This is a genomic window from Thermogymnomonas acidicola (genome assembly GCF_014646795.1).
In the GTDB taxonomy this organism is placed as follows: Archaea; Thermoplasmatota; Thermoplasmata; order Thermoplasmatales; family Thermoplasmataceae; genus Thermogymnomonas; species Thermogymnomonas acidicola.
In genome coordinates this window covers 868,572-885,822 of the sequence record NZ_BMNY01000001.1, presented here as the reverse complement: position 1 = coordinate 885,822, position 17,251 = coordinate 868,572, and the positions used below count along the sequence as shown (strand labels likewise).

At 58.5% G+C, this 17,251-nt stretch carries 18 protein-coding genes; 7 read left to right on the top strand and 11 right to left on the bottom strand.

Features of this window, described 5'->3' with window-relative positions; all coding sequences use genetic code 11:
• Positions 1-80 precede the first annotated feature (80 nt).
• Entirely contained in the window at positions 81-920 is an 840-nt protein-coding gene (gene pheA, locus IEW66_RS04520) for a prephenate dehydratase (RefSeq protein WP_188680662.1), read from the top strand.
• 38 nt (positions 921-958) lie between these two features.
• On the top strand, positions 959-2,434 hold the full coding sequence (locus tag IEW66_RS04515; RefSeq protein WP_188680660.1) for a D-glyceraldehyde dehydrogenase: 1,476 nt from the start codon (positions 959-961) through the stop codon (positions 2,432-2,434).
• 7 nt (positions 2,435-2,441) lie between these two features.
• On the opposite strand, the gene pyk is transcribed toward IEW66_RS04515, so the two are convergent.
• The 11 genes from pyk to IEW66_RS04460 all read right to left on the bottom strand — a co-directional run bounded on the left by pyk (position 2,442) and on the right by IEW66_RS04460 (position 12,613).
• The gene (gene pyk / locus IEW66_RS04510; protein ID WP_229657491.1) at positions 2,442-4,127 is read right to left on the bottom strand and encodes a pyruvate kinase; all 1,686 of its coding nucleotides are present in this window, start codon (positions 4,125-4,127) and stop codon (positions 2,442-2,444) included.
• A 40-nt stretch (positions 4,128-4,167) separates the two neighbouring features.
• Positions 4,168-4,920 (bottom strand): 3-deoxy-7-phosphoheptulonate synthase, encoded by a 753-nt coding sequence (gene aroF / locus IEW66_RS04505; RefSeq protein WP_188680658.1) that lies wholly within the window; start codon positions 4,918-4,920, stop codon positions 4,168-4,170.
• On the bottom strand, positions 4,917-5,660 hold the full coding sequence (locus IEW66_RS04500) for a beta/alpha barrel domain-containing protein (protein ID WP_188680656.1): 744 nt from the start codon (positions 5,658-5,660) through the stop codon (positions 4,917-4,919). The genes aroF and IEW66_RS04500 overlap by 4 nt, the downstream gene beginning before the upstream one ends.
• Before the next feature lies 1 nt (position 5,661).
• On the bottom strand, positions 5,662-6,204 hold the full coding sequence (locus IEW66_RS04495) for an anthranilate synthase component II (protein WP_229657490.1): 543 nt from the start codon (positions 6,202-6,204) through the stop codon (positions 5,662-5,664).
• On the bottom strand, positions 6,191-7,345 hold the full coding sequence (locus IEW66_RS04490) for an anthranilate synthase component I family protein (protein WP_188680654.1): 1,155 nt from the start codon (positions 7,343-7,345) through the stop codon (positions 6,191-6,193). Before IEW66_RS04490 ends, IEW66_RS04495 begins: the two co-directional genes overlap by 14 nt.
• Positions 7,329-7,949 (bottom strand): phosphoribosylanthranilate isomerase, encoded by a 621-nt coding sequence (trpF, locus tag IEW66_RS04485; RefSeq protein ID WP_188680653.1) that lies wholly within the window; start codon positions 7,947-7,949, stop codon positions 7,329-7,331. Before trpF ends, IEW66_RS04490 begins: the two co-directional genes overlap by 17 nt.
• Positions 7,918-8,928: an anthranilate phosphoribosyltransferase gene (gene trpD / locus IEW66_RS04480; protein ID WP_194446412.1), complete on the bottom strand. Its 1,011-nt coding sequence runs from the start codon at positions 8,926-8,928 to the stop codon at positions 7,918-7,920. Before trpD ends, trpF begins: the two co-directional genes overlap by 32 nt.
• Positions 8,918-9,652, bottom strand: a complete 735-nt coding sequence (locus IEW66_RS04475; protein ID WP_188680648.1) for a tryptophan synthase subunit alpha — start codon at positions 9,650-9,652, stop codon at positions 8,918-8,920. The genes trpD and IEW66_RS04475 overlap by 11 nt, the downstream gene beginning before the upstream one ends.
• Positions 9,649-10,905, bottom strand: coding sequence for a TrpB-like pyridoxal phosphate-dependent enzyme (locus tag IEW66_RS04470; RefSeq protein WP_188680646.1), 1,257 nt, complete (start codon positions 10,903-10,905; stop codon positions 9,649-9,651). The genes IEW66_RS04475 and IEW66_RS04470 overlap by 4 nt, the downstream gene beginning before the upstream one ends.
• A gap of 57 nt (positions 10,906-10,962) precedes the next feature.
• Positions 10,963-11,511 carry a DUF998 domain-containing protein gene (locus tag IEW66_RS04465; protein ID WP_188680644.1) on the bottom strand — a complete coding sequence of 183 codons (549 nt, stop codon included), beginning with the start codon at positions 11,509-11,511 and terminating at the stop codon, positions 10,963-10,965.
• 172 nt (positions 11,512-11,683) lie between these two features.
• Positions 11,684-12,613 carry an archaellin/type IV pilin N-terminal domain-containing protein gene (locus IEW66_RS04460; RefSeq protein ID WP_188680642.1) on the bottom strand — a complete coding sequence of 310 codons (930 nt, stop codon included), beginning with the start codon at positions 12,611-12,613 and terminating at the stop codon, positions 11,684-11,686.
• Positions 12,614-12,672: 59 nt separating this feature from the next.
• On the opposite strand from IEW66_RS04460, the gene IEW66_RS04455 reads away from it, so the two are divergent.
• From IEW66_RS04455 to IEW66_RS04435, 5 genes are all read left to right on the top strand, one after another.
• Complete coding sequence (locus tag IEW66_RS04455; RefSeq protein WP_188680640.1) at positions 12,673-13,848, top strand: class I SAM-dependent methyltransferase; 1,176 nt, start codon at positions 12,673-12,675, stop codon at positions 13,846-13,848.
• Between the two features lie 91 nt (positions 13,849-13,939).
• A complete protein-coding gene (gene ribA / locus IEW66_RS04450; RefSeq protein ID WP_188680639.1) occupies positions 13,940-14,518 on the top strand; it encodes a GTP cyclohydrolase II in 579 nt (192 codons plus the stop codon).
• Between the two features lie 38 nt (positions 14,519-14,556).
• Complete coding sequence (locus IEW66_RS04445) at positions 14,557-15,648, top strand: glucose 1-dehydrogenase (RefSeq protein WP_188680637.1); 1,092 nt, start codon at positions 14,557-14,559, stop codon at positions 15,646-15,648.
• A gap of 2 nt (positions 15,649-15,650) precedes the next feature.
• On the top strand, positions 15,651-16,478 hold the full coding sequence (locus IEW66_RS04440) for a bifunctional 5,10-methylenetetrahydrofolate dehydrogenase/5,10-methenyltetrahydrofolate cyclohydrolase (protein ID WP_188680635.1): 828 nt from the start codon (positions 15,651-15,653) through the stop codon (positions 16,476-16,478).
• Between the two features lie 31 nt (positions 16,479-16,509).
• On the top strand, positions 16,510-17,232 hold the full coding sequence (locus IEW66_RS04435) for an NAD+ synthase (protein ID WP_188680633.1): 723 nt from the start codon (positions 16,510-16,512) through the stop codon (positions 17,230-17,232).
• Positions 17,233-17,251 lie beyond the last annotated feature (19 nt).

Below are 17,251 nucleotides of genomic sequence, written 5' to 3'. Positions count from 1 at the left end.
GGTACCACCGAACTAAAAGACTCTACTGGAAAATTCAAGATGGTATTTATATTGATCGATACCCTGACCACCTGCGCCGTATGGAGACCAAGGGAGCTGGGGTCAGGGTGTCATGCCTTGGCCCTGAGGGGACATGGAGCGAGTTCGCTGTGAGGAGCATGTTCAGCAGGGCCGAGATCGCGTTCTGCAGGGGCTTCAGGGAGGCCATAGAACTTGCAGAGGCCGGCAGCACCGAATACTGCGTGCTTCCGGTGGAGAACTCCATAGAGGGCCCTGTAACTCCCGTGCTCGATGCCCTGACATCAACGGGCCTGAGGATCGTTGCAGAGAAGATCGTTAGCGTGAGGCAGGCGCTCCTCGCAGTTGGCACAGACATAAGAAGGGTGGTCTCCCACCCGCAGGCCCTTGCCCAGTGCGAGGGCAGGATAAGAGCCATGTTTCCGAACGCTGAAATAATCTCTGTTTCATCCACTTCCGCGGGTGCGATCGAAGCTGCGAACAGGGAGGACACAGCGGTGGTAGGCCCACCGTGGCTGGCCCAGAAGTACGGTCTCCGGGTGATCGCACAGGACATGTCGGACTACAGGTTCAACCTGACCAGGTTCATATGCCTGGGCCGTGGTAGGCCTCCGAGGACCGGTAGGGACAAGACCTCGCTGACACTTGTGCTGAGGGACGATGGCCCGGGGTCCCTCCACAGGCTCCTGACACCATTTGCAGAGCGTTTGATAAACCTGAGCATGGTTGTATCGAGGCCGGAGAAGGAGAAGCCCTGGAGGTACAGGTTCTTCTTTGACCTGCACGGCCACGAGGATGACAGTGCTGTGAGGTCTGCGCTCTCGGACATATCCTCAATGGTCACAGAGATGAAGGTGATAGGCTCCTACCCCAGGGAGGATTGGCCACAGACAGATGCGTGACAGCAATACTTTTTATCCGATGTACAAATCATTAAACCATGAAGCTCTACATCGACGGTCAGTGGGTGGACTCCTCCAGCGGTGAGACCATAGAAAAGTACAACCCGGTAACAGGAGAGGTACTTGGCAAGTTCCCCGCAGCCACCAAGGAAGACGTGGACAGGGCCATAGACGCTGCGGAGGAGGCCTTTGAGGCCTGGAACGAGATGGGCTCCGTTGCGAGGTCCAAGATACTCTACAGGGCCAGGGAACTCATAGAGAAGGACAGGGGCGAACTGGAGCAGCTGCTGATGAACGAGAACGGGAAGATACTGAAGGAAGCCAAGGAGGAGGTCGACGGTGTCATAGACCAGATACAGTACTATGCGGAGTTCGCCAGGAAGATCAATGGCGAGGTCGTCGAGGGAGCGAACAGCACCAGGAAGATATTCCAGTACAAGGTGCCTTACGGCATAGTGGTGGCACTCACACCCTGGAACTTCCCGGCAGGGATGGTTGCCAGGAAGCTGGCGCCCGCCCTCCTCACGGGAAACACCGTTGTCCTGAAGCCCAGCAGCGACACGCCGTTCACTGCCGAGTGGCTTGTGAAGAAGTTCATTGAAGCTGGCGTACCGAAGGGTGTCCTGAACCTGGTCACGGGAAAGGGCTCAGAGATAGGGGATTACATAGTATCGCACAGGAAGGTTTCTGTGGTGACGATGACAGGCTCCACGGCCACGGGGCAGAGGATAATGGAGAAGGCCTCGAAGAACATGGCGAAGCTGATCCTCGAACTCGGTGGCAAGGCGCCGTTCATAGTCTGGAAGGACGCGGACATAAAGAACGCCATAAAGACCCTCATATGGGCCAAGTTCTGGAACGCCGGGCAGTCATGCATAGCAGCGGAGAGGCTCTACATACACGAGGACATATTCGAAAACTTCCTGGACAGGTTCGTTAAGGCCGCGTCCAGGCTCAGGGTCGGGGACCCCAGGGAGGCGGACATGGGCCCGCTCATAAACAAGGGGGCCGTGCAGACCACGGAGAAGTTCGTGAAAGATGCAGTGTCTGATGGTGCCCAGGTGCTCCTCGGCGGTTCCAGGCCTAACCTGCCAGGGAAGCTGGCCAACGGGTACTTCTTCCAGCCCACCATACTCAGCAACGTGAAGCAGGGCGACGAGATATTCCAGGAGGAGGTCTTCGGGCCTGTCCTGGGTGCAATGCCAGTGAGCGATTTCGATGACGCCATCAGGAAGGCCAACGATTCCAAGTACGGCCTGGCATCATACCTCTTCACGAAGGACCCGAACCTCATGTTCACTGCCTTCGAGAAGGTAAGGTTCGGCGAGCTGTATGTGAACATGCCGGGCCCGGAGGCGTCACAGGGGTACCACACCGGCTTCAGGCTCACGGGCCAGGCGGGAGAGGGCAGCAGATACGGCATAGAGGAGTACGTGAAAGTGAAAAACATCTACATAGACTATTCCGGCAGGGAGCTGCACATAAACACGGTCAGGGACGACCTCGTCCAGTGACCGTCCCCTATCCATTTATCACGCCCGTGTCCCCATCAACAGTCACGTGATCGCCCTCCTTCACATCTCCAGCCAGCCTGGTGTTAGACAGCACTGTAACGCCCCTGGATGTCAGTTCCCTCAGGAGCCTGTGTGGTACGCTCGAGGTGCACACGACACACCTGAACTTCCCGTACCTATCCATGTCCCTTTCAGAGAGCGAATCTGTTATGAGCACATCGCCGGTGCCATCGATGTTCCTGGTCACCACGCCGTCCGTTGATTTTCCGCACGGATAGCCGCGGCCTATGAACCTGCCAACCGTTGCGATCCTGACCTCGTTGGTGCCGCCAAATAGGAAGTACGGTGCACCGCTCGTTATGACCAGCCGGGACCCCTTCTCGAACATGCCCTTCTCCAGTAGCCACTCCAGCGCGTTCAGCTGTGTGAGTTTCTGGCCCTCCTCCTGAGGTATGTAGAGAGGTATGACGTCCCTGTAGAGGCTCAGGCGGGCCGGCATCTTCGGGTTCGTGGTCACTGCGTACACCGGGCAGGGCGGGCGCACGGCGGAGAGCATCTTGGCCGTGTTGCCACTCTGGGTGAACGCCAGTATGCCTGCGGCCCTTATCTCGCTGGCCACGACCCTGGCAGCCATGGCTATGGAATAGGCGATCCTGTTCCCAAGGAACTCCTCCGGCCCTGCGAAGTTGCCGTAGGAGCGTTCCACGTACTCACTTATGTTTTTCAGGTACTCCACAGACTCCACAGGATACTTTCCTATCGCGGTCTCCTCTGAGAGCATGAGGACGTCAGCGTTGTCCAGTATGGCGTTGGTCACGTCCGATACCTCCGCCCTGGTGGGCACAGGGTTAGACACCATGCTCTCCAGCACCTGGGTAGCCACTATTGTCGGTACGCCGTGCTTGTGCGATTCCCTTATGATCTGCTTCTGCGCCACTATGACCTCCTCAAGCGGCATCTCCACCCCAAGGTCGCCCCTTGCCACCATGATGAAGTCCGAGACCCTGCTTATGTCCGATATATTCTGGAGGCCGCTCTTCGTCTCGATCTTTGAAACGATAAGCTGGTCACCGCCCTGTGACATCACCAGCTCCTGGAGCTCTTCAACGTTCTCCCTTGTCTGCACGAATGAGAGGGCAAAGAACTCCACCCCGGCCTCGATGCCCTCCTTTATGAACAACTCGTCCCTCTCCGTTGTGACGCCGAGGTTCAGCACCTTTCCCGGTATGTTTATCCTTCCCCTGTCCCTGATCACCCCTGAGTCCAGGGCCTTCACCTCAACGGTGTTGCCAGACTTCTGCACCACCCTGAGGGTGATCTTGCCGTCGCTCACCAGGATCAGGTCTCCAGGCTCAAGGGTGTCTATGACGTTCAGGTAGTTGACACCTATGTTCCTTGGATCGCTCTCGTCATCAGAGAACCTGTACGTGTTCCCAGCCTTTATCTCCATCCTGCCCCCATCGTACGCCCTCGTCCTCAGCTCCGGGCCCTTGAGGTCGACCATTATGCCCACGCTGGCCTTCGTCTCCTCGTTCACCTGGTCGACCATCTTCCTTATCTTGGTTATGTAGCCCTTCTCTATGTGCGCCGTGTTTATCCTCACGTTGTTGAGGCCAGCCCTCACCATGCCCTTAAGCGTCTCCGGGTCGGAGCAAGCAGGCCCTATGGTCGCTATGATCTTCATTGAGGCCATGCTCTGAAGTAAGCCCACTCCGTATTTATACGTTCGATCCCTAGCGTGCCTCCTGGTCGATGGGGGAGAGGGAGGAGAGGAGGGCCTGGACCCTTGAATGAAGGCGTGCGAAGGACTGGAAATCCAGCTGCTGCCTGGCATCGCTCAGCGCCCTATCGGGATCAGGGTGGACCTCCACCATGAGCCCGTCTGCGCCCGCTGCCACTCCTGCCAGGGCCAGGGGCTCCACGTACCTCCTTTGACCTGCAGGGTGGCTCGGGTCGACGACCACGGGGTAACTGCACCTCTCCTTGATCACGGGCACTGCGGATATGTCAAGGGTGAACCTGGTGGACTGCTCGAAGGTCCTTATGCCTCTCTCCACAAGTATGATCTCAGTGTTCCCCTCCTTCTCAATGTACCTTGAGGCCTTCAGGAACTCATCCACCGTCATGCCGAAGCCCCTCTTGAGGAGCACAGGCTTCCCCACCGCGCCCACCTTCCTGAGCAGTGAGAAGTTCTGGCAGTTGCGTGAGCCTATCTGCAGGACATCTATGAGCTCCTCGGCCAGTGGTATCTGCTCCTCGCTCATGACCTCAGAGACGACCTTCATCCCGTACGTGTCTGCAGCTTCCCTGAGGTACCTAAGGCCTGCCTCCCCGAGGCCCTGGAAGCTGTCCGGGTCCGTCCTGGGCTTGAACGCTCCTCCCCTCAGGTACCTTATGCCCAGTGAGGAGAGGAAGTGCGCCGCCTCCATGATCTGCTCCCTGCTCTCCACAGCGCATGGCCCAGCAATGAACATGAAGTCCCTCATATGCCCACAGCCTCCAGTGCAGAGAAGAGGTCGTCGCCGTTTAGCAGCGATGTCCCGACGAGGATTGCATTGAACCCGTCCAGTATGGAGGAGGAGAGGTTCGAACTTGATATCCCGCTCTCCAGCACTACGGGGCAGTCCATGTCGAGGAGCCTTGAGACCACTTCCCCCTCATGCGGGTCCATCGACATTGTCCGCAGGTCCCTCCTGTTGTAGCCCACCATGTCGGCGCCTGCGGACCTGACAGACGGGATCCTTGATATCTCATGGAACTCAAGCAGCACCTCCATGCCATCACTGTGGGCATGGGAGACGAGTTCCCTGATCCTGGCATCTGGAAGGAAGTCGGCGATGAGCAGAATTACATCCGCGCCTGCGCTGTACTCGGCGTCTATCATATCCACTGTGGCTATGAAGTCCTTCGCCAGCAACGGTTTTCCCAGACCCTGGCACTCCTGCAGGTCCCGGAAGGACCCGCCGAAGTACCTCTCCTCCGTCAGCACGCTGTAGCCCACAACGCGCTCGTTCCTCATATTCGAGAGGTACTGGTATGGCTTTGTGTCCCTTGCCAGGGAGAAGCCTGAGGGTGACCTGCGCTTGAACTCCACTATGATCCCTATCTTCCCCCTCGAGTTGATCCTGGAGATCTCGGAGACCATGCTCCTCACTCCCCTAGCCCTCTCCATGCTGTCCTTCCGCCTCTCCCTGTTGAGCCTGTATATTTCATCCACAACCGACATGTCAGTCACCCAGGAAGTTCCTTATTATATCGGAACCGTGCTCGGAATAGTAGCTCTCAGGGTGGAACTGCACCCCCATGAACCTCCCATCAGTGGAGTGGAACGCCATGACCGTGCCATCACTCTCCGCCACAGCATCCACAACGACCCTGTCAGACGGCTCTATGGCCAGTGAGTGGTACCTTATGGCCACGAACCTCTGCGGAAGCCCCCTCAGGACGCCACCCCCACTGTTCAGTATGCCGTCCACCTGTCCGTGCATGAGCTTCCCTGCCCTGATCACCCTGGAGCCCAAGAAATACCCGATGACCTGGTGTCCGAAGCACACCCCCAGGGTCTTAACCGGGTCGTTCTCCAGCATCTCAAGCAGGTGGCCCCTGTCCCTGGCGACAAGGGGCGTGCCGGGGCCAGGGGATATGACGACCCTGTCGAAGGAGAGTGCGGACTTCGGCGTTACCATGTCATTGTATATCACCCTCACGTCCGCGCCCTGCTCTTCTATGAGCTGCACGAGGTTGTAGACGAACGAATCATGGTTGTCCACCACTAAGACCCTCAGCTATGACACCCCCCATAATCGTGCCTATCTTCTCGCTCATCTCCTCCATTTCCCTCTCGGGCCTGGAGTCCTTCACTATTCCCGCGCCGGCCTGGACATAGGTGCCTGTCTCGTCCCTGAAGATCGTCCTTATCAGCAGGGCAAGGTCCATCCTGTCCCTGGAGACCGTGCCTATGGCCCCAGAGTAGGCGCCCCTCGGGTAAGCCTCGTAGAGGTCGATGAGCTCCATGGCCCTCTCCTTGGGTGCACCAGAGACCGTTCCGGCCGGGAACACTGCCCTGAGGACATCGAGGTTGCCAATGCCCTCCCGCATCCTCCCTACGACTGTGCTCACAAGGTGCTGGACACTGGCGTACCTATGCACCTCCATGGACGATGTGACCCTCACGGAGCCCGGGATTGAGACCTTGCCGAGGTCGTTCCTTGCCAGGTCCACAAGCATCCTGTGCTCCAGCAGCTCCTTCTCGTCCCTCCTCAGCTCCTCCTCCAGCGCCAGGTCTTCCTCCATGTTCCTCCCCCTGCGCCTCGTACCTGCTATCGGGTTAATCACGAGTTCCCTGCCTGACCTCGTGACCACCTTCTCAGGGGAGCTGCCCAGTATGAGCCTCTTCCCATCACTGTACATGTAGACGTAGAGGGAGCGGTCACCCTCCATGTACCTTGAGAGTGTTGAGAACGGGTCAACCTGGCCCAGGTATATGCGGCGGGAGAGCACAACCTGCAGGAGCTCTCCTGCCCTGATCCTCTCCACCGCCTCCGATATTGAGGACATGAGGCCAGTATCCACCTCCACCCTTGCAGGGTACCTCCTGGAGGGGGGCCTCTCCCTCACAAAGTTTCCATGCATTACCTCATCAGGTTCCATGAGCATGACCTGGGGCCAGCCACTCCTCCTGAACCTCAGCGATGGGTACGCCTCGGACACGAAGTCATAGCTGACCACAACCGGCGTCTCACCGTCAACCTCGTCCAGGGCATGCAGTGACCCGCCCTCTAGTGATAGTGGTTCCCTCGAGGAGAGGAAGAGGCTCTCCTCTCCCCTGACCCTCTCGGCATCGAACCTGCATATATACATGAAGGAGCGGTATCCGCTGGCGAGCGATTCGAGGTCAGTGTAGAGGGGCAAGCCTCCTCACCTCCCTGAAGAACTCCTCCACCTTCCTGGCGTCCTTCTTTCCCGGCTCTGCCTCCAGTGACCTGCTCAGGTCGATCAGGCGGGGCCTGAAGCGCATGAGCGTTTCCAGGTCAGCAGAGGACACGTTGCCTGCGAAACCGACGCCTGGAAGGCCTGAAAATGCCTCCAGGATGTCCGTCCTCCTTGCTATGCCGGACCTGTCCTCCACGAGCACTATCTCAGAGCCTGCCTCCCTGCACTCACTGTACCTTGAGAGCATATCCCCCAGCGTACCTGAGTTCACCACGGATATCACCCCGACACCCATCGACCTCGCTTCCTCCACCTCCCTGGCGCCGTGGGGGAAGTGCAGCTGCACGTACCTCTCCGAACCTACACTGGCGGGCATGGACGTGTGCACCGTGACAACCGGGATGCCCATGGACGCTATCTCCTCCACAGTCCTCCTGTCGCCGTGCCTCACCACTTTCTTGTCCATTATGACGCCGACCATGTCCGCTCCGGCCCCTGCTGCCATCACAGCATCGTCCACGTTGGTGATGCCGCACACCTTGAACAGGGTCTCACGCCCTCTGCAGCTCTGCGAGCCTGACACCCAGCCTCCCCTCCAGGTAACTCCTGACCGATCCGGATGAGATATGCCTCATGGCGGCACCGTACGCCTCGCTGAAACCCGAATAGAGGCCGTTTATCATGAGGGCGGGGGCACAGTTAAGCGCTATGAAGGCCTGGGCATCCCTGTTGGTTCCCAGGAGGCCGCCCAGGGCCTTGTAGAAAGAGGCTTCAGGGTCCTTCTCTATGCACTCCTCCTCCCTGGGCCTGAAGCCGGTGACCGAAAGGGGTTCGAGGTGCATGGTCCCCCTGAGGCGGCCCGTGAAGGTTATCCTCGTGGCCCCGAAGGGAGAGACCTCGTCCATGCCGTCCTCGGACATCACCACTGCTGCGTCCTTACCCCTGGCGGAAAGCACCTGCACGAACATCTCGTACGCGTGCTCTGTGGACGCACCGGCCACGATCCTGTCCGGGTCGGCAGGGTTTGTCAGGGGCCCCAGGTAGTTGAAGACGCTCCTGAAGCCCAGTTCCTTCCTCACCCTGGAGAACCGGCCAAAGCTCCTGTTGTGTAGGGGTGCCAGGATGTAGAGGAACCCTGAGGCCTCGAGTATGCTCTCCGCCTCGGCTGCGCTGAAATCTGTCCTGAAGCCCAGGAACCTCACGAAGTCGGCGCTCCCGTGAGTCCCGGTTATACCGTAGTTGCCGTGCTTGGCAACCCTTATACCCATGGAAGCGCACACTATTGCCGCAGCGGTGCTCACGTTTATGGTGTTCTTGCCATCACCGCCCGTACCAACTATGTCCGTGACCCCTGAAATACGGCCCATGGACGCCAAGGACCTGAGCGCGTCCACGAAGCCCTCCACCTCCTGCGGCCTCTCGCCCCTGACCTTCAGGGCCGCCAGGAATGCAGCCCTCTCCGCATCGCTTGACCTCTCGGAAGCCAGGTAGAGCATGAGGTTCCTGGCCTCTTCCCTCCCGAGGACGCTGCCTGATACCAGGTTCTCCATCTCAGGAATCACAGAGAACACCCCTCAGTTCAGTGACGAACTTCCTGAAGCCTTCCAAGTCGCCCTCCCTCACGTATGGGATGAGGGCTGTGCCTATAGCCACCCCAACATCCCTCCCTGAAACGAGCTTCCTCACGTCTTCCAGGCTCCTGAGCCCGAAGCCGAAGTTGACCTCCCTGCCCCTGAGGAGCGACAGCATCCTCTCCACCACAGCCCCCTGGTCATAGGGCACGTTTATCCCGGTCGATGGTATCAGGCCGCAGTAGGCCCACGAGCGCGTTATGGAAGAGAACCTCGAGATCGTCCTGTCAGGCATCGCCGGGTTGAAGAAGGGCACGAAGTCAAGGCCGTGGCTGTGCACAGCGTGTATGTGCCCCTCGGCCCCCTGAAAGAAATCGATAAGCAGGTCAGGGAGCAGTATGCCGTCAGCACCCGAGGCGTTTACAGTGGTGAGGAATGTGTCCCTCTGCCCCTCTATGTCCCGGAAGTACTGCAGGAAGTATGTCCTTATGCCAGCACCGTGGAGCTTCTTCACAGCCCGTGACATCTCCTCCGCACTGGGCCTCCTGGTGCCGCTGTGTGTCTGCCTGATCGCTGGGCCATCATAGACAGGGTTCTGGGTAGGCAGGCCGAGCTCCACGTAGTCCACCGGGAGCCTGGAGACCTCATCCAGGAACCTTGTGAAGGTGTCTGGCGATGGGTAGTTGAAGGTGAGGTAGAGGATCAGTTTCCTCATATTCCCACCCTGTCGAATATGGAGAGGTCCAGGAGGCCGTGGCCGCTCACATTCACCACAATGTTCTTTCTCTCCTCCCTGTGGGCCCTGCAGTACCGTATGAGCGACGCTATGGCGTGCCCGGACTCCGGCGCAGCCACTATGCCCTGCGTCCTCGCGAAGACCTGCAGCGCCTCGATGACCTCTGCCTCGCCGACCTCCTCTGGCCTCACGATCCCGTTCTTAACAAGCACTGAGAGGGACGGTGAGGCACCGTGGTAGCGGAGGCCCCCCGCGTATATCTTCTTGGGGACAAAATCAGCGCCAAGGGAGTACATCTTCACCGACGGCAGGACGCCAGCCGTGTCCATCCTGTCGTACCTGAACTCTCCCCTGGAGAGCTTGGGCACCTCCTCCGCCGTGGACGCAATCGCCTCCACCTCCTTGCCCTGACCTATGAAGGGATATGTGAAGCCCCCGAAGTTGCTGCCACCGCCCACACAGCCTATGAGGACGTTGGCCTCCTCGCCCATCAGCTCGAGCTGCTTCTGCGTCTCCAGCCCTATGACGCTCTGGTGGGTGAGGACAGCGTTCATGACACTGCCGACCAGGTACCTTATGCCGTGCTCCAGGGCGTACTCAGTGGCCTCGCTTATGGCTATCCCCAGCGAGCCTGGGTGCCCTGGCTCCTTCTCCAGGACCGACCTTCCGAAAGGTGTCTCGGTGGACGGGCTGGCATACACCCTGGCACCGTACAGGGACATGATCTTTTTCCTGAGCGGCTTCTGCTCGTAGCTCACCTTCACCATGAAGACCGTGCTCCTTATTCCGTTCATGGTTGCAGCCAGGGCAGTGGCTGTGCCCCACTGGCCCGCACCGGTCTCTGTGACGACCTCCTCTATGCCCTCTTTACCGGCGTAGTAGGCCTGTGCCACCGCAGTGTTTATCTTGTGCGAGCCTGTTGCAGTGGCACCCTCAAACTTCACGAATATCTTGCCCCTGTAGCCCAGGAAGTCCTCCAGCCGCCGGGCCCTGAAGAGGGGCGTGGGCCTGCCTATCTGCGCGTATATCTCCCTTACCTCGTCAGGTATCCTCTCGTACCTGTTAAATGTGAACTCCTGCCTCAGCACCTCCCTGGGCAGGAGGCTGTTGAGCAGCTCAATGGAAGACCTGTCGCTGCTGTTGTCAATTGGGGGCGCAAGTGGCTCTGGAAGGTCCGGGACTATGTTGTACCACTTCTCGGGGATGATGTCCTGTGTCTGTGATGTGATCATACTTCCTGTACATTGATGTCCAATATTTAAGCATTGATGTATTTTATATAGCATTCACTATTTATCATTCACTACCTGGCCCGAGAACGAGAGGGCCCAGACCATGTTAGGGTACACTATTAGCCTCTCCATCCCACCATGGCCCAGGCCCAGGAAGTGGCCGGTCACGTAAAGCACGAGGGCTATCAAGCCAACAAGGCCGAAGGCGGTCCAAAGGAAGACCGCCGGCCTCCTCCCGGCACGCAGGAGCGCAAGGGGTGCCAGGGAGGCGAACAGGAAAACTATCAGGGAAAATATGGTGTGCGGTATGCCCGTGGTCTCTGGGAATATGCCCACGCCGGCGGCGCCAATGCCGGAGAGGGCTATCAGGACCCTGAACGGGAGGGGCTGGCTGTCCATCAGGACAGACGCGGCTATGAGTGCCAGGCCGAGCAGTATGATCGACGTGTTGAAAACCGGTGCTGTCCTGCCCACCCCCAGGTCGCTTATGTAGTTATGTGACACGCTGTAACCTGGGTAGAGCGCCTCTGCAACGATCATGAAGAGGAGGAACTGCCCCACGAATATGCCTATCAGGAGGCCTGCGGCCTTCTGTCTCCAGTCCATGGCATCGCATGCATTCCATTATTAATTATTTGTGCACAGGGATATTATTTCGCATACAGCAGGATGTCCCGGTGCCCTGTACAGCCTTCACCCGGCAGGAGAGCATCCGCCATGAGTATCACCTGTGGAAGGCTGCACAGCAGCATGGAGGGCTCACTGGCACCAGCATGGATCATAGGGAGACAACATACAGGGTTGAGGCCCTGAACTGGAGGCCTTTTAGGAGTGAGCCGGAAATTCCCTCAATGTGTATGGTATCACCGGAGAGTGTGACTGTTGCAAGGGCACCCAGGTGCCATGAAGCAGAGGAGTCCTGAAAGGCTGTGCTGTTGAAGTACTGCTGCATCATGCTGTTGAGAGCTGAAGCCGCTGGCGATGTGATCGTGTAGTTGAGCGACAGCATATCGATCCTCCCTATCTCTACAGCGGTCCCGTCAATGGTGGTTATGGAGCCACTCTCAAGCGATAACTGCGTGGTGTTCTCCACGGTCATGACGACATCGCTCTCCGTGTCCGAGGAGTATGCTGTGTCCCGGCCCACATAGGATATCATCGAGACGGAGAGGTTGGAAGAAGAGGCCGATACGGGAGAGACACCCCTGCAATAGACTGACCCGCCAATGTAATCTAGGACGACGGAGGTATCCTCCAGGTACACGAAGAGTGGCTGGGCCCCGTCCGTGTAATACCCTGAGGCCAGAGACCCGCTCCCAGCTATCGAGAGGTTAAGGTAGGCGTGCGAGGAGGTGGAGTTCGAGAGGTAGGTGAAGTCGACCAGTATGGACAGGGAGACGCTCTCCACCGGGGAACTGTTAAGGATGGAGATGCTGGTCGGTTCCGGGCCGGAGAATGGAGGTATTCCAGCTATCCCCTGCGCCACAGGGAACGATAGCTGCTCGCCTTCCACCAGACCCCCAGCCACGCCGCTGTCCATTGAGAGGAACGACTGGACGAGGGCACCCTGGTACCTGTAGTCGTTCGATGCTGCCTGTGTTGGCAGGTACCAGGCGAGGACGGAGGTTGCAACGCTCACAGCGATTGCTATGACCAGTATCGTGCCTATTATCTCCGATACTGCCCTGTCGTCCCTCCGTGTGTCCATTGCCCGGAGTACCAGCGTGCTCTCAATAATAATATTTTCACACGCATTACCAGGGCGAAATGCGAACGGCATCAACCCAGGCCGAGCTCAGGTTCCTCATGTCACTGGTGAACGATGATGGCAAGAGGGAGAGCACGGATGCGCTGATAAATGATATAGTGCGCATGATCGACGAGGGCCACCAGAGGGAGCAGATAGAGAGGCAGGTAAAGCACAGGCACTTCGGCCTGCTCTTCCAGCTGGCCCGTGGAAGGATCTCGGCAAGGAAGAGGTTCACGAGGTGGGACAGGGTCTACCTGGATGAGTACTCATCTTCTTTCTCCACCCCGGAACTGCCCGGCATGTACAGGGGCAGGAGGCTGCAGGGGAAGAGCATAGCGGACATAGGCTGTGGCGCAGGGATGCAGGCCATATTCTTCTCACTGGGCCACTGCAGGGTCACTGCGGTCGAAAAAGACCCTCTCAGGTACACGCTGGCACTCCTCAACTCCCTGGCCTACAGGGCGAAGGTGGATGTTGTCCATTCCGACTACGCTTCCCTCGACCCCGGGAGGATCGAGGCAGACGTGGTGTTCTCTGACCCCCTGAGGCCAAGGGAGGAGGGTGTGAGGACAATGGGCACACTCCTCCCCTCACCCCTTGCCCTCATGGACTTCTTCGGGCAGAGGGACTATGCCTTTGACCTGCCGCCGCAGATGAGGTGGGATAACATACCCGTAGATGGGGAGAAGGAGTACATATCTGTGGACGGGGAGCTGAACCGCCTTACCCTCTACACCGGTAGCCTTGCCCTGTCAGGGAGCAGTGCAGTGATGCTGCCGCAGGGAAGGGTGATCAGGGGTGATCCCGGAGAGGTGGGGCTGGAAGCCATCAGGGAAGCAGGGAGGTATGTCTACGTCCCTGACCCTGCTGTTGTTCACGCCAGGCTCCTCCACACAGTGCCTGGCATTAGTGACATGCGAGTGCTTGAGAGTGGCCCCAGGAGGCTCGTCCTGACCTCCGACACCGAATACAGTGGATTTCCAGGGAAGGCCTACATGAGGATATCCGGCAGCTCCGACATGGTGGAGAGGCTGAGGGAGAACAACATCGGCAGGGTCTTCGTGCGCTTCAGCTCCAGCCCCGGGGAGAACTACAGCGAGAAGATGAGGATCGAGAGGGAGATCAGGGGCGAAGGCACGGCCTACATCTTCAAGGATGGCTCCGGTCCGTTTGCCGCCGTGGAGATCCCATGACCCGCAGGCTTCCATTTTGTCAAATTTCTCTTTACATGATCGCTGGAATGGAATCATTTCTATACAAAAAGTAAATAACAAGGGGGATCGGATGATCAAGCTCTACGCAAAGGCAAAGCTGCCAACCATGGCAGGCATGTTCGACATATACACCTTCGAGAACGATGAACACCAGGACCATGCAGTCCTGGTGAAGGGGGACGTCACGGGGAAGGAGGACGTGCCCCTGAGGATACACTCGGAGTGCCTCACTGGCGACGTCTTCGGCTCAAGGAGGTGTGACTGCCGCGACCAGCTCATAAGGTCTCTCGTTTACCTTGGCAAGCAGGAGTACGGGATGCTCATATACCTCAGGCAGGAGGGCAGGGGGATCGGCCTCCTGAACAAGATAAGGGCCTACAGCCTCCAGGACCAGGGCTACGATACGGTGGAGGCGAACCTCATGCTTGGCCTGCCCGTGGACAAGAGGGACTACACCTTCGCGGTGGAGGTCCTCAAGTACTTCAACGTAAAGTCTGTGAAGGTCATGACGAACAACCCGGCCAAGATGGACTTCCTCCTCGAACACGGCATAAGGGTCACGGGCAGGATACCTGTGAAGAGCACGCCCACGCCCTACGATGAGTTCTACCTGACAACCAAGAGGGAGAGGCTGGGACACCAGCTCTGACTGCGACCCTTTTTATCCTGCGGAGCGATGGTGAGGCCATGGCGCAGGTAAACGCGATCCTCACAGACGCTCCGAAGGGTGGCGTGAGGTACGGGAAGATCGACATAAGGGATGAGGAAGGTGCGAACGCCAAGCTGGAGCCAGTTTACACTGGCATATGCGGTACCGATAGGGGCATTGTGTCTGGCTCGCTTCAGTTCGCCTACAACCCGCAGGGCTACTCCAGCCTTGTGCTGGGCCATGAGAGCGTGTGCAAGGTGATCGATATAGGAGAGAACCCGTACCACATCAGGCCAGGGGACTATGTGGTGCCGGTGGTGAGAAGGCCCGGGGACTGCGTGAACTGCCTGGCCGGGAGGCAGGACAACTGCTCCGACGGCAACAAACACGAGGCCGGCATAACGGGCATGCACGGCTTCATGCGTGAGTACTTCTACGACCACTCCGACTACCTCGTTAAGGTTAAGGACCCATCCATACTGGACGTGGCAGTCCTTACTGAGCCTACGAAGAACGTGATGAAGGCCTTTGAGGTCTTCAGTGTCGTCTCTAAGAGGGCCATATTCCACAACAGGCACTCCACTCTCACTGACAAGAGGGCCTTCGTCATAGGGACAGGCTCCGAGGCATTCCTGTACGCCCTCATGTGCAGGGAGTATGGCTTCGAGACCGTGATCCTGAACAGGCACCCGATAGACGAGAGGAAGCTCTCCCTAGCCGACGCTGCAGGCATAGAGTTCCACGACTACTCGAAGGACTTCGACCAGGTCACTCAGGGGGGCATAGACCTCCTGATAGACACAAGCGGGCACCCGGAGACCATATTCCGCTTCATGAGGAAGATGAACTACAACGGCGTCCTGATCCTATTCGGCACCAACGGGAAGGCGCCTGGTGCACCTCTGGACGGGAGTGACATAGACTACATAGTGGAGAGGAACATCACCATAGCGGGCTCTGTGGACGCAGCACAGGTGCACTATTACCAGGCCCTTGAGTACATCAGGAAGTGGCGCTACGTCTACGGCAAGGCCTTCGCTTCCATGATAACCGGCGTATACTCCCCCGAGGAGACCGATATATTCAGCAGAAAGCCCGCCGAGGAGATCAAGTCCGTGATAAAGTGGTGAGGTTGCACACCGAGCTTCTCCTTGGTTCGGCCCTGTCAGCACAGGTGCTGGCAGAGGCAAGGGCCATGCTGGCAAACTCCAGGCACAGGGCAAGGCTCTGCATAATCGATGTGACCGGTTCGCCAGAGGCAGAGAGGTACTCAAGGAGCCTTGTGAGCAAGGCCAGGGGCATTGGCCTGGAGACGGAATACGTGAAGCGCAACGTGCAGGGAAGGGATGAGGCCCTTGGCATAATAGAAAGGGCCGCCTCTGACAGCTCGAACACTGCGGTCATAGTGCAGACCCCACTCCCCCACGGCATAACCAGCATGGAGGCAGGATCGCTGATACCTGTGGAGAAGGACGCGGACTTCATGAACCCCGCGAGCCTTGGCACGCTCTTCTACAACGGGAGGGGGCCAGGGCCGGCAACCGCATCTGCGGTGTGCAGGTTCCTCGACGCGCACCTCAAGGGCCCTGCGGACATATGCATTGTCAACAGGTCAACGGTGGTCGGCAAGCCACTGGCCCTGATGCTGACCGCAAGGGACCATACAGTGACGGTGTGCCACAGCAGGACCAGGGAGCTGAGGCGGTTCACCGCATCTGCGGACGTCGTGGTCGTTGCAGTGGGCAGGCCGGGTTTCCTCACCAGGGACGACGTCAGGGAGGGGTCCACGGTCATCGATGTGGGCACCTCTGTTGTGGGCGGGAAGCTCGTGGGGGACGCGGACTACAGTTCGCTGAACGGGCACGTGGCCGCCATCACGCCAGTGCCCGGTGGGGTGGGCCAGGTCACTACCGCCATGCTCATATGGAACGCCGTCTACCTGTCCACGGGGCAGCTGTGAAGTTTTCTATACCAGTATTCACTGACGCCTTATGCCTGAGCCCTCCCAGGAGGCACAGAGGATCGTTGACTTCATCAGGAAGAGTGCTGGCAGCAGGAAGGCAATCGTGGGCCTGAGCGGCGGCATAGACAGTTCCGTTGTGTATTCGCTCTGCATCAGGGCCCTGGGGCCGGAGAGGGTCATTGGCCTCTTCCTCCCCGACGCCAGGACGCCCGCCAGTGATGAGGAAGACGTAATGGAACTGGCGAACTCGCAGAAGGGCACATACAGGAAGGTCTCCATAGAGCCCATGGTCTCAGCGTTCGTGGACACCCTCGGGGCAACAGACAGGAGGGCGATAGGGAACATAAAGTCCAGGGTCAGGATGGTTGTCCTCTATTACTATGCGAACACCGACGGCGGCATTGTAGTCGGCACAACGAACAGGACGGAGTACCTGACTGGCTATTACACAAAGTACGGGGATGGCGCGTGCGATATTGAGCCGATAATGCACCTCTACAAGCACCAGGTGAGGGAGATGGCCTCGTACCTCGGGGTGCCCAGGAGGATAATAGAGAAGAAGCCCACAGCGGGCCTGTGGGAGGGCCAGACGGATGAGGACGAACTGGGCATAACCTACGACAGGCTGGACAGGATACTGGAAGACCTCTTTGACCTGAGGATCGGGACGCTGACAGAGGAGCACAGGAGGATAAGGGCGATGTACGAGGAGACCAAGCACAAGAGGGAGATGCCGAGGTCGCTGCAGTGAAGGAAATGGGACGAAAGCA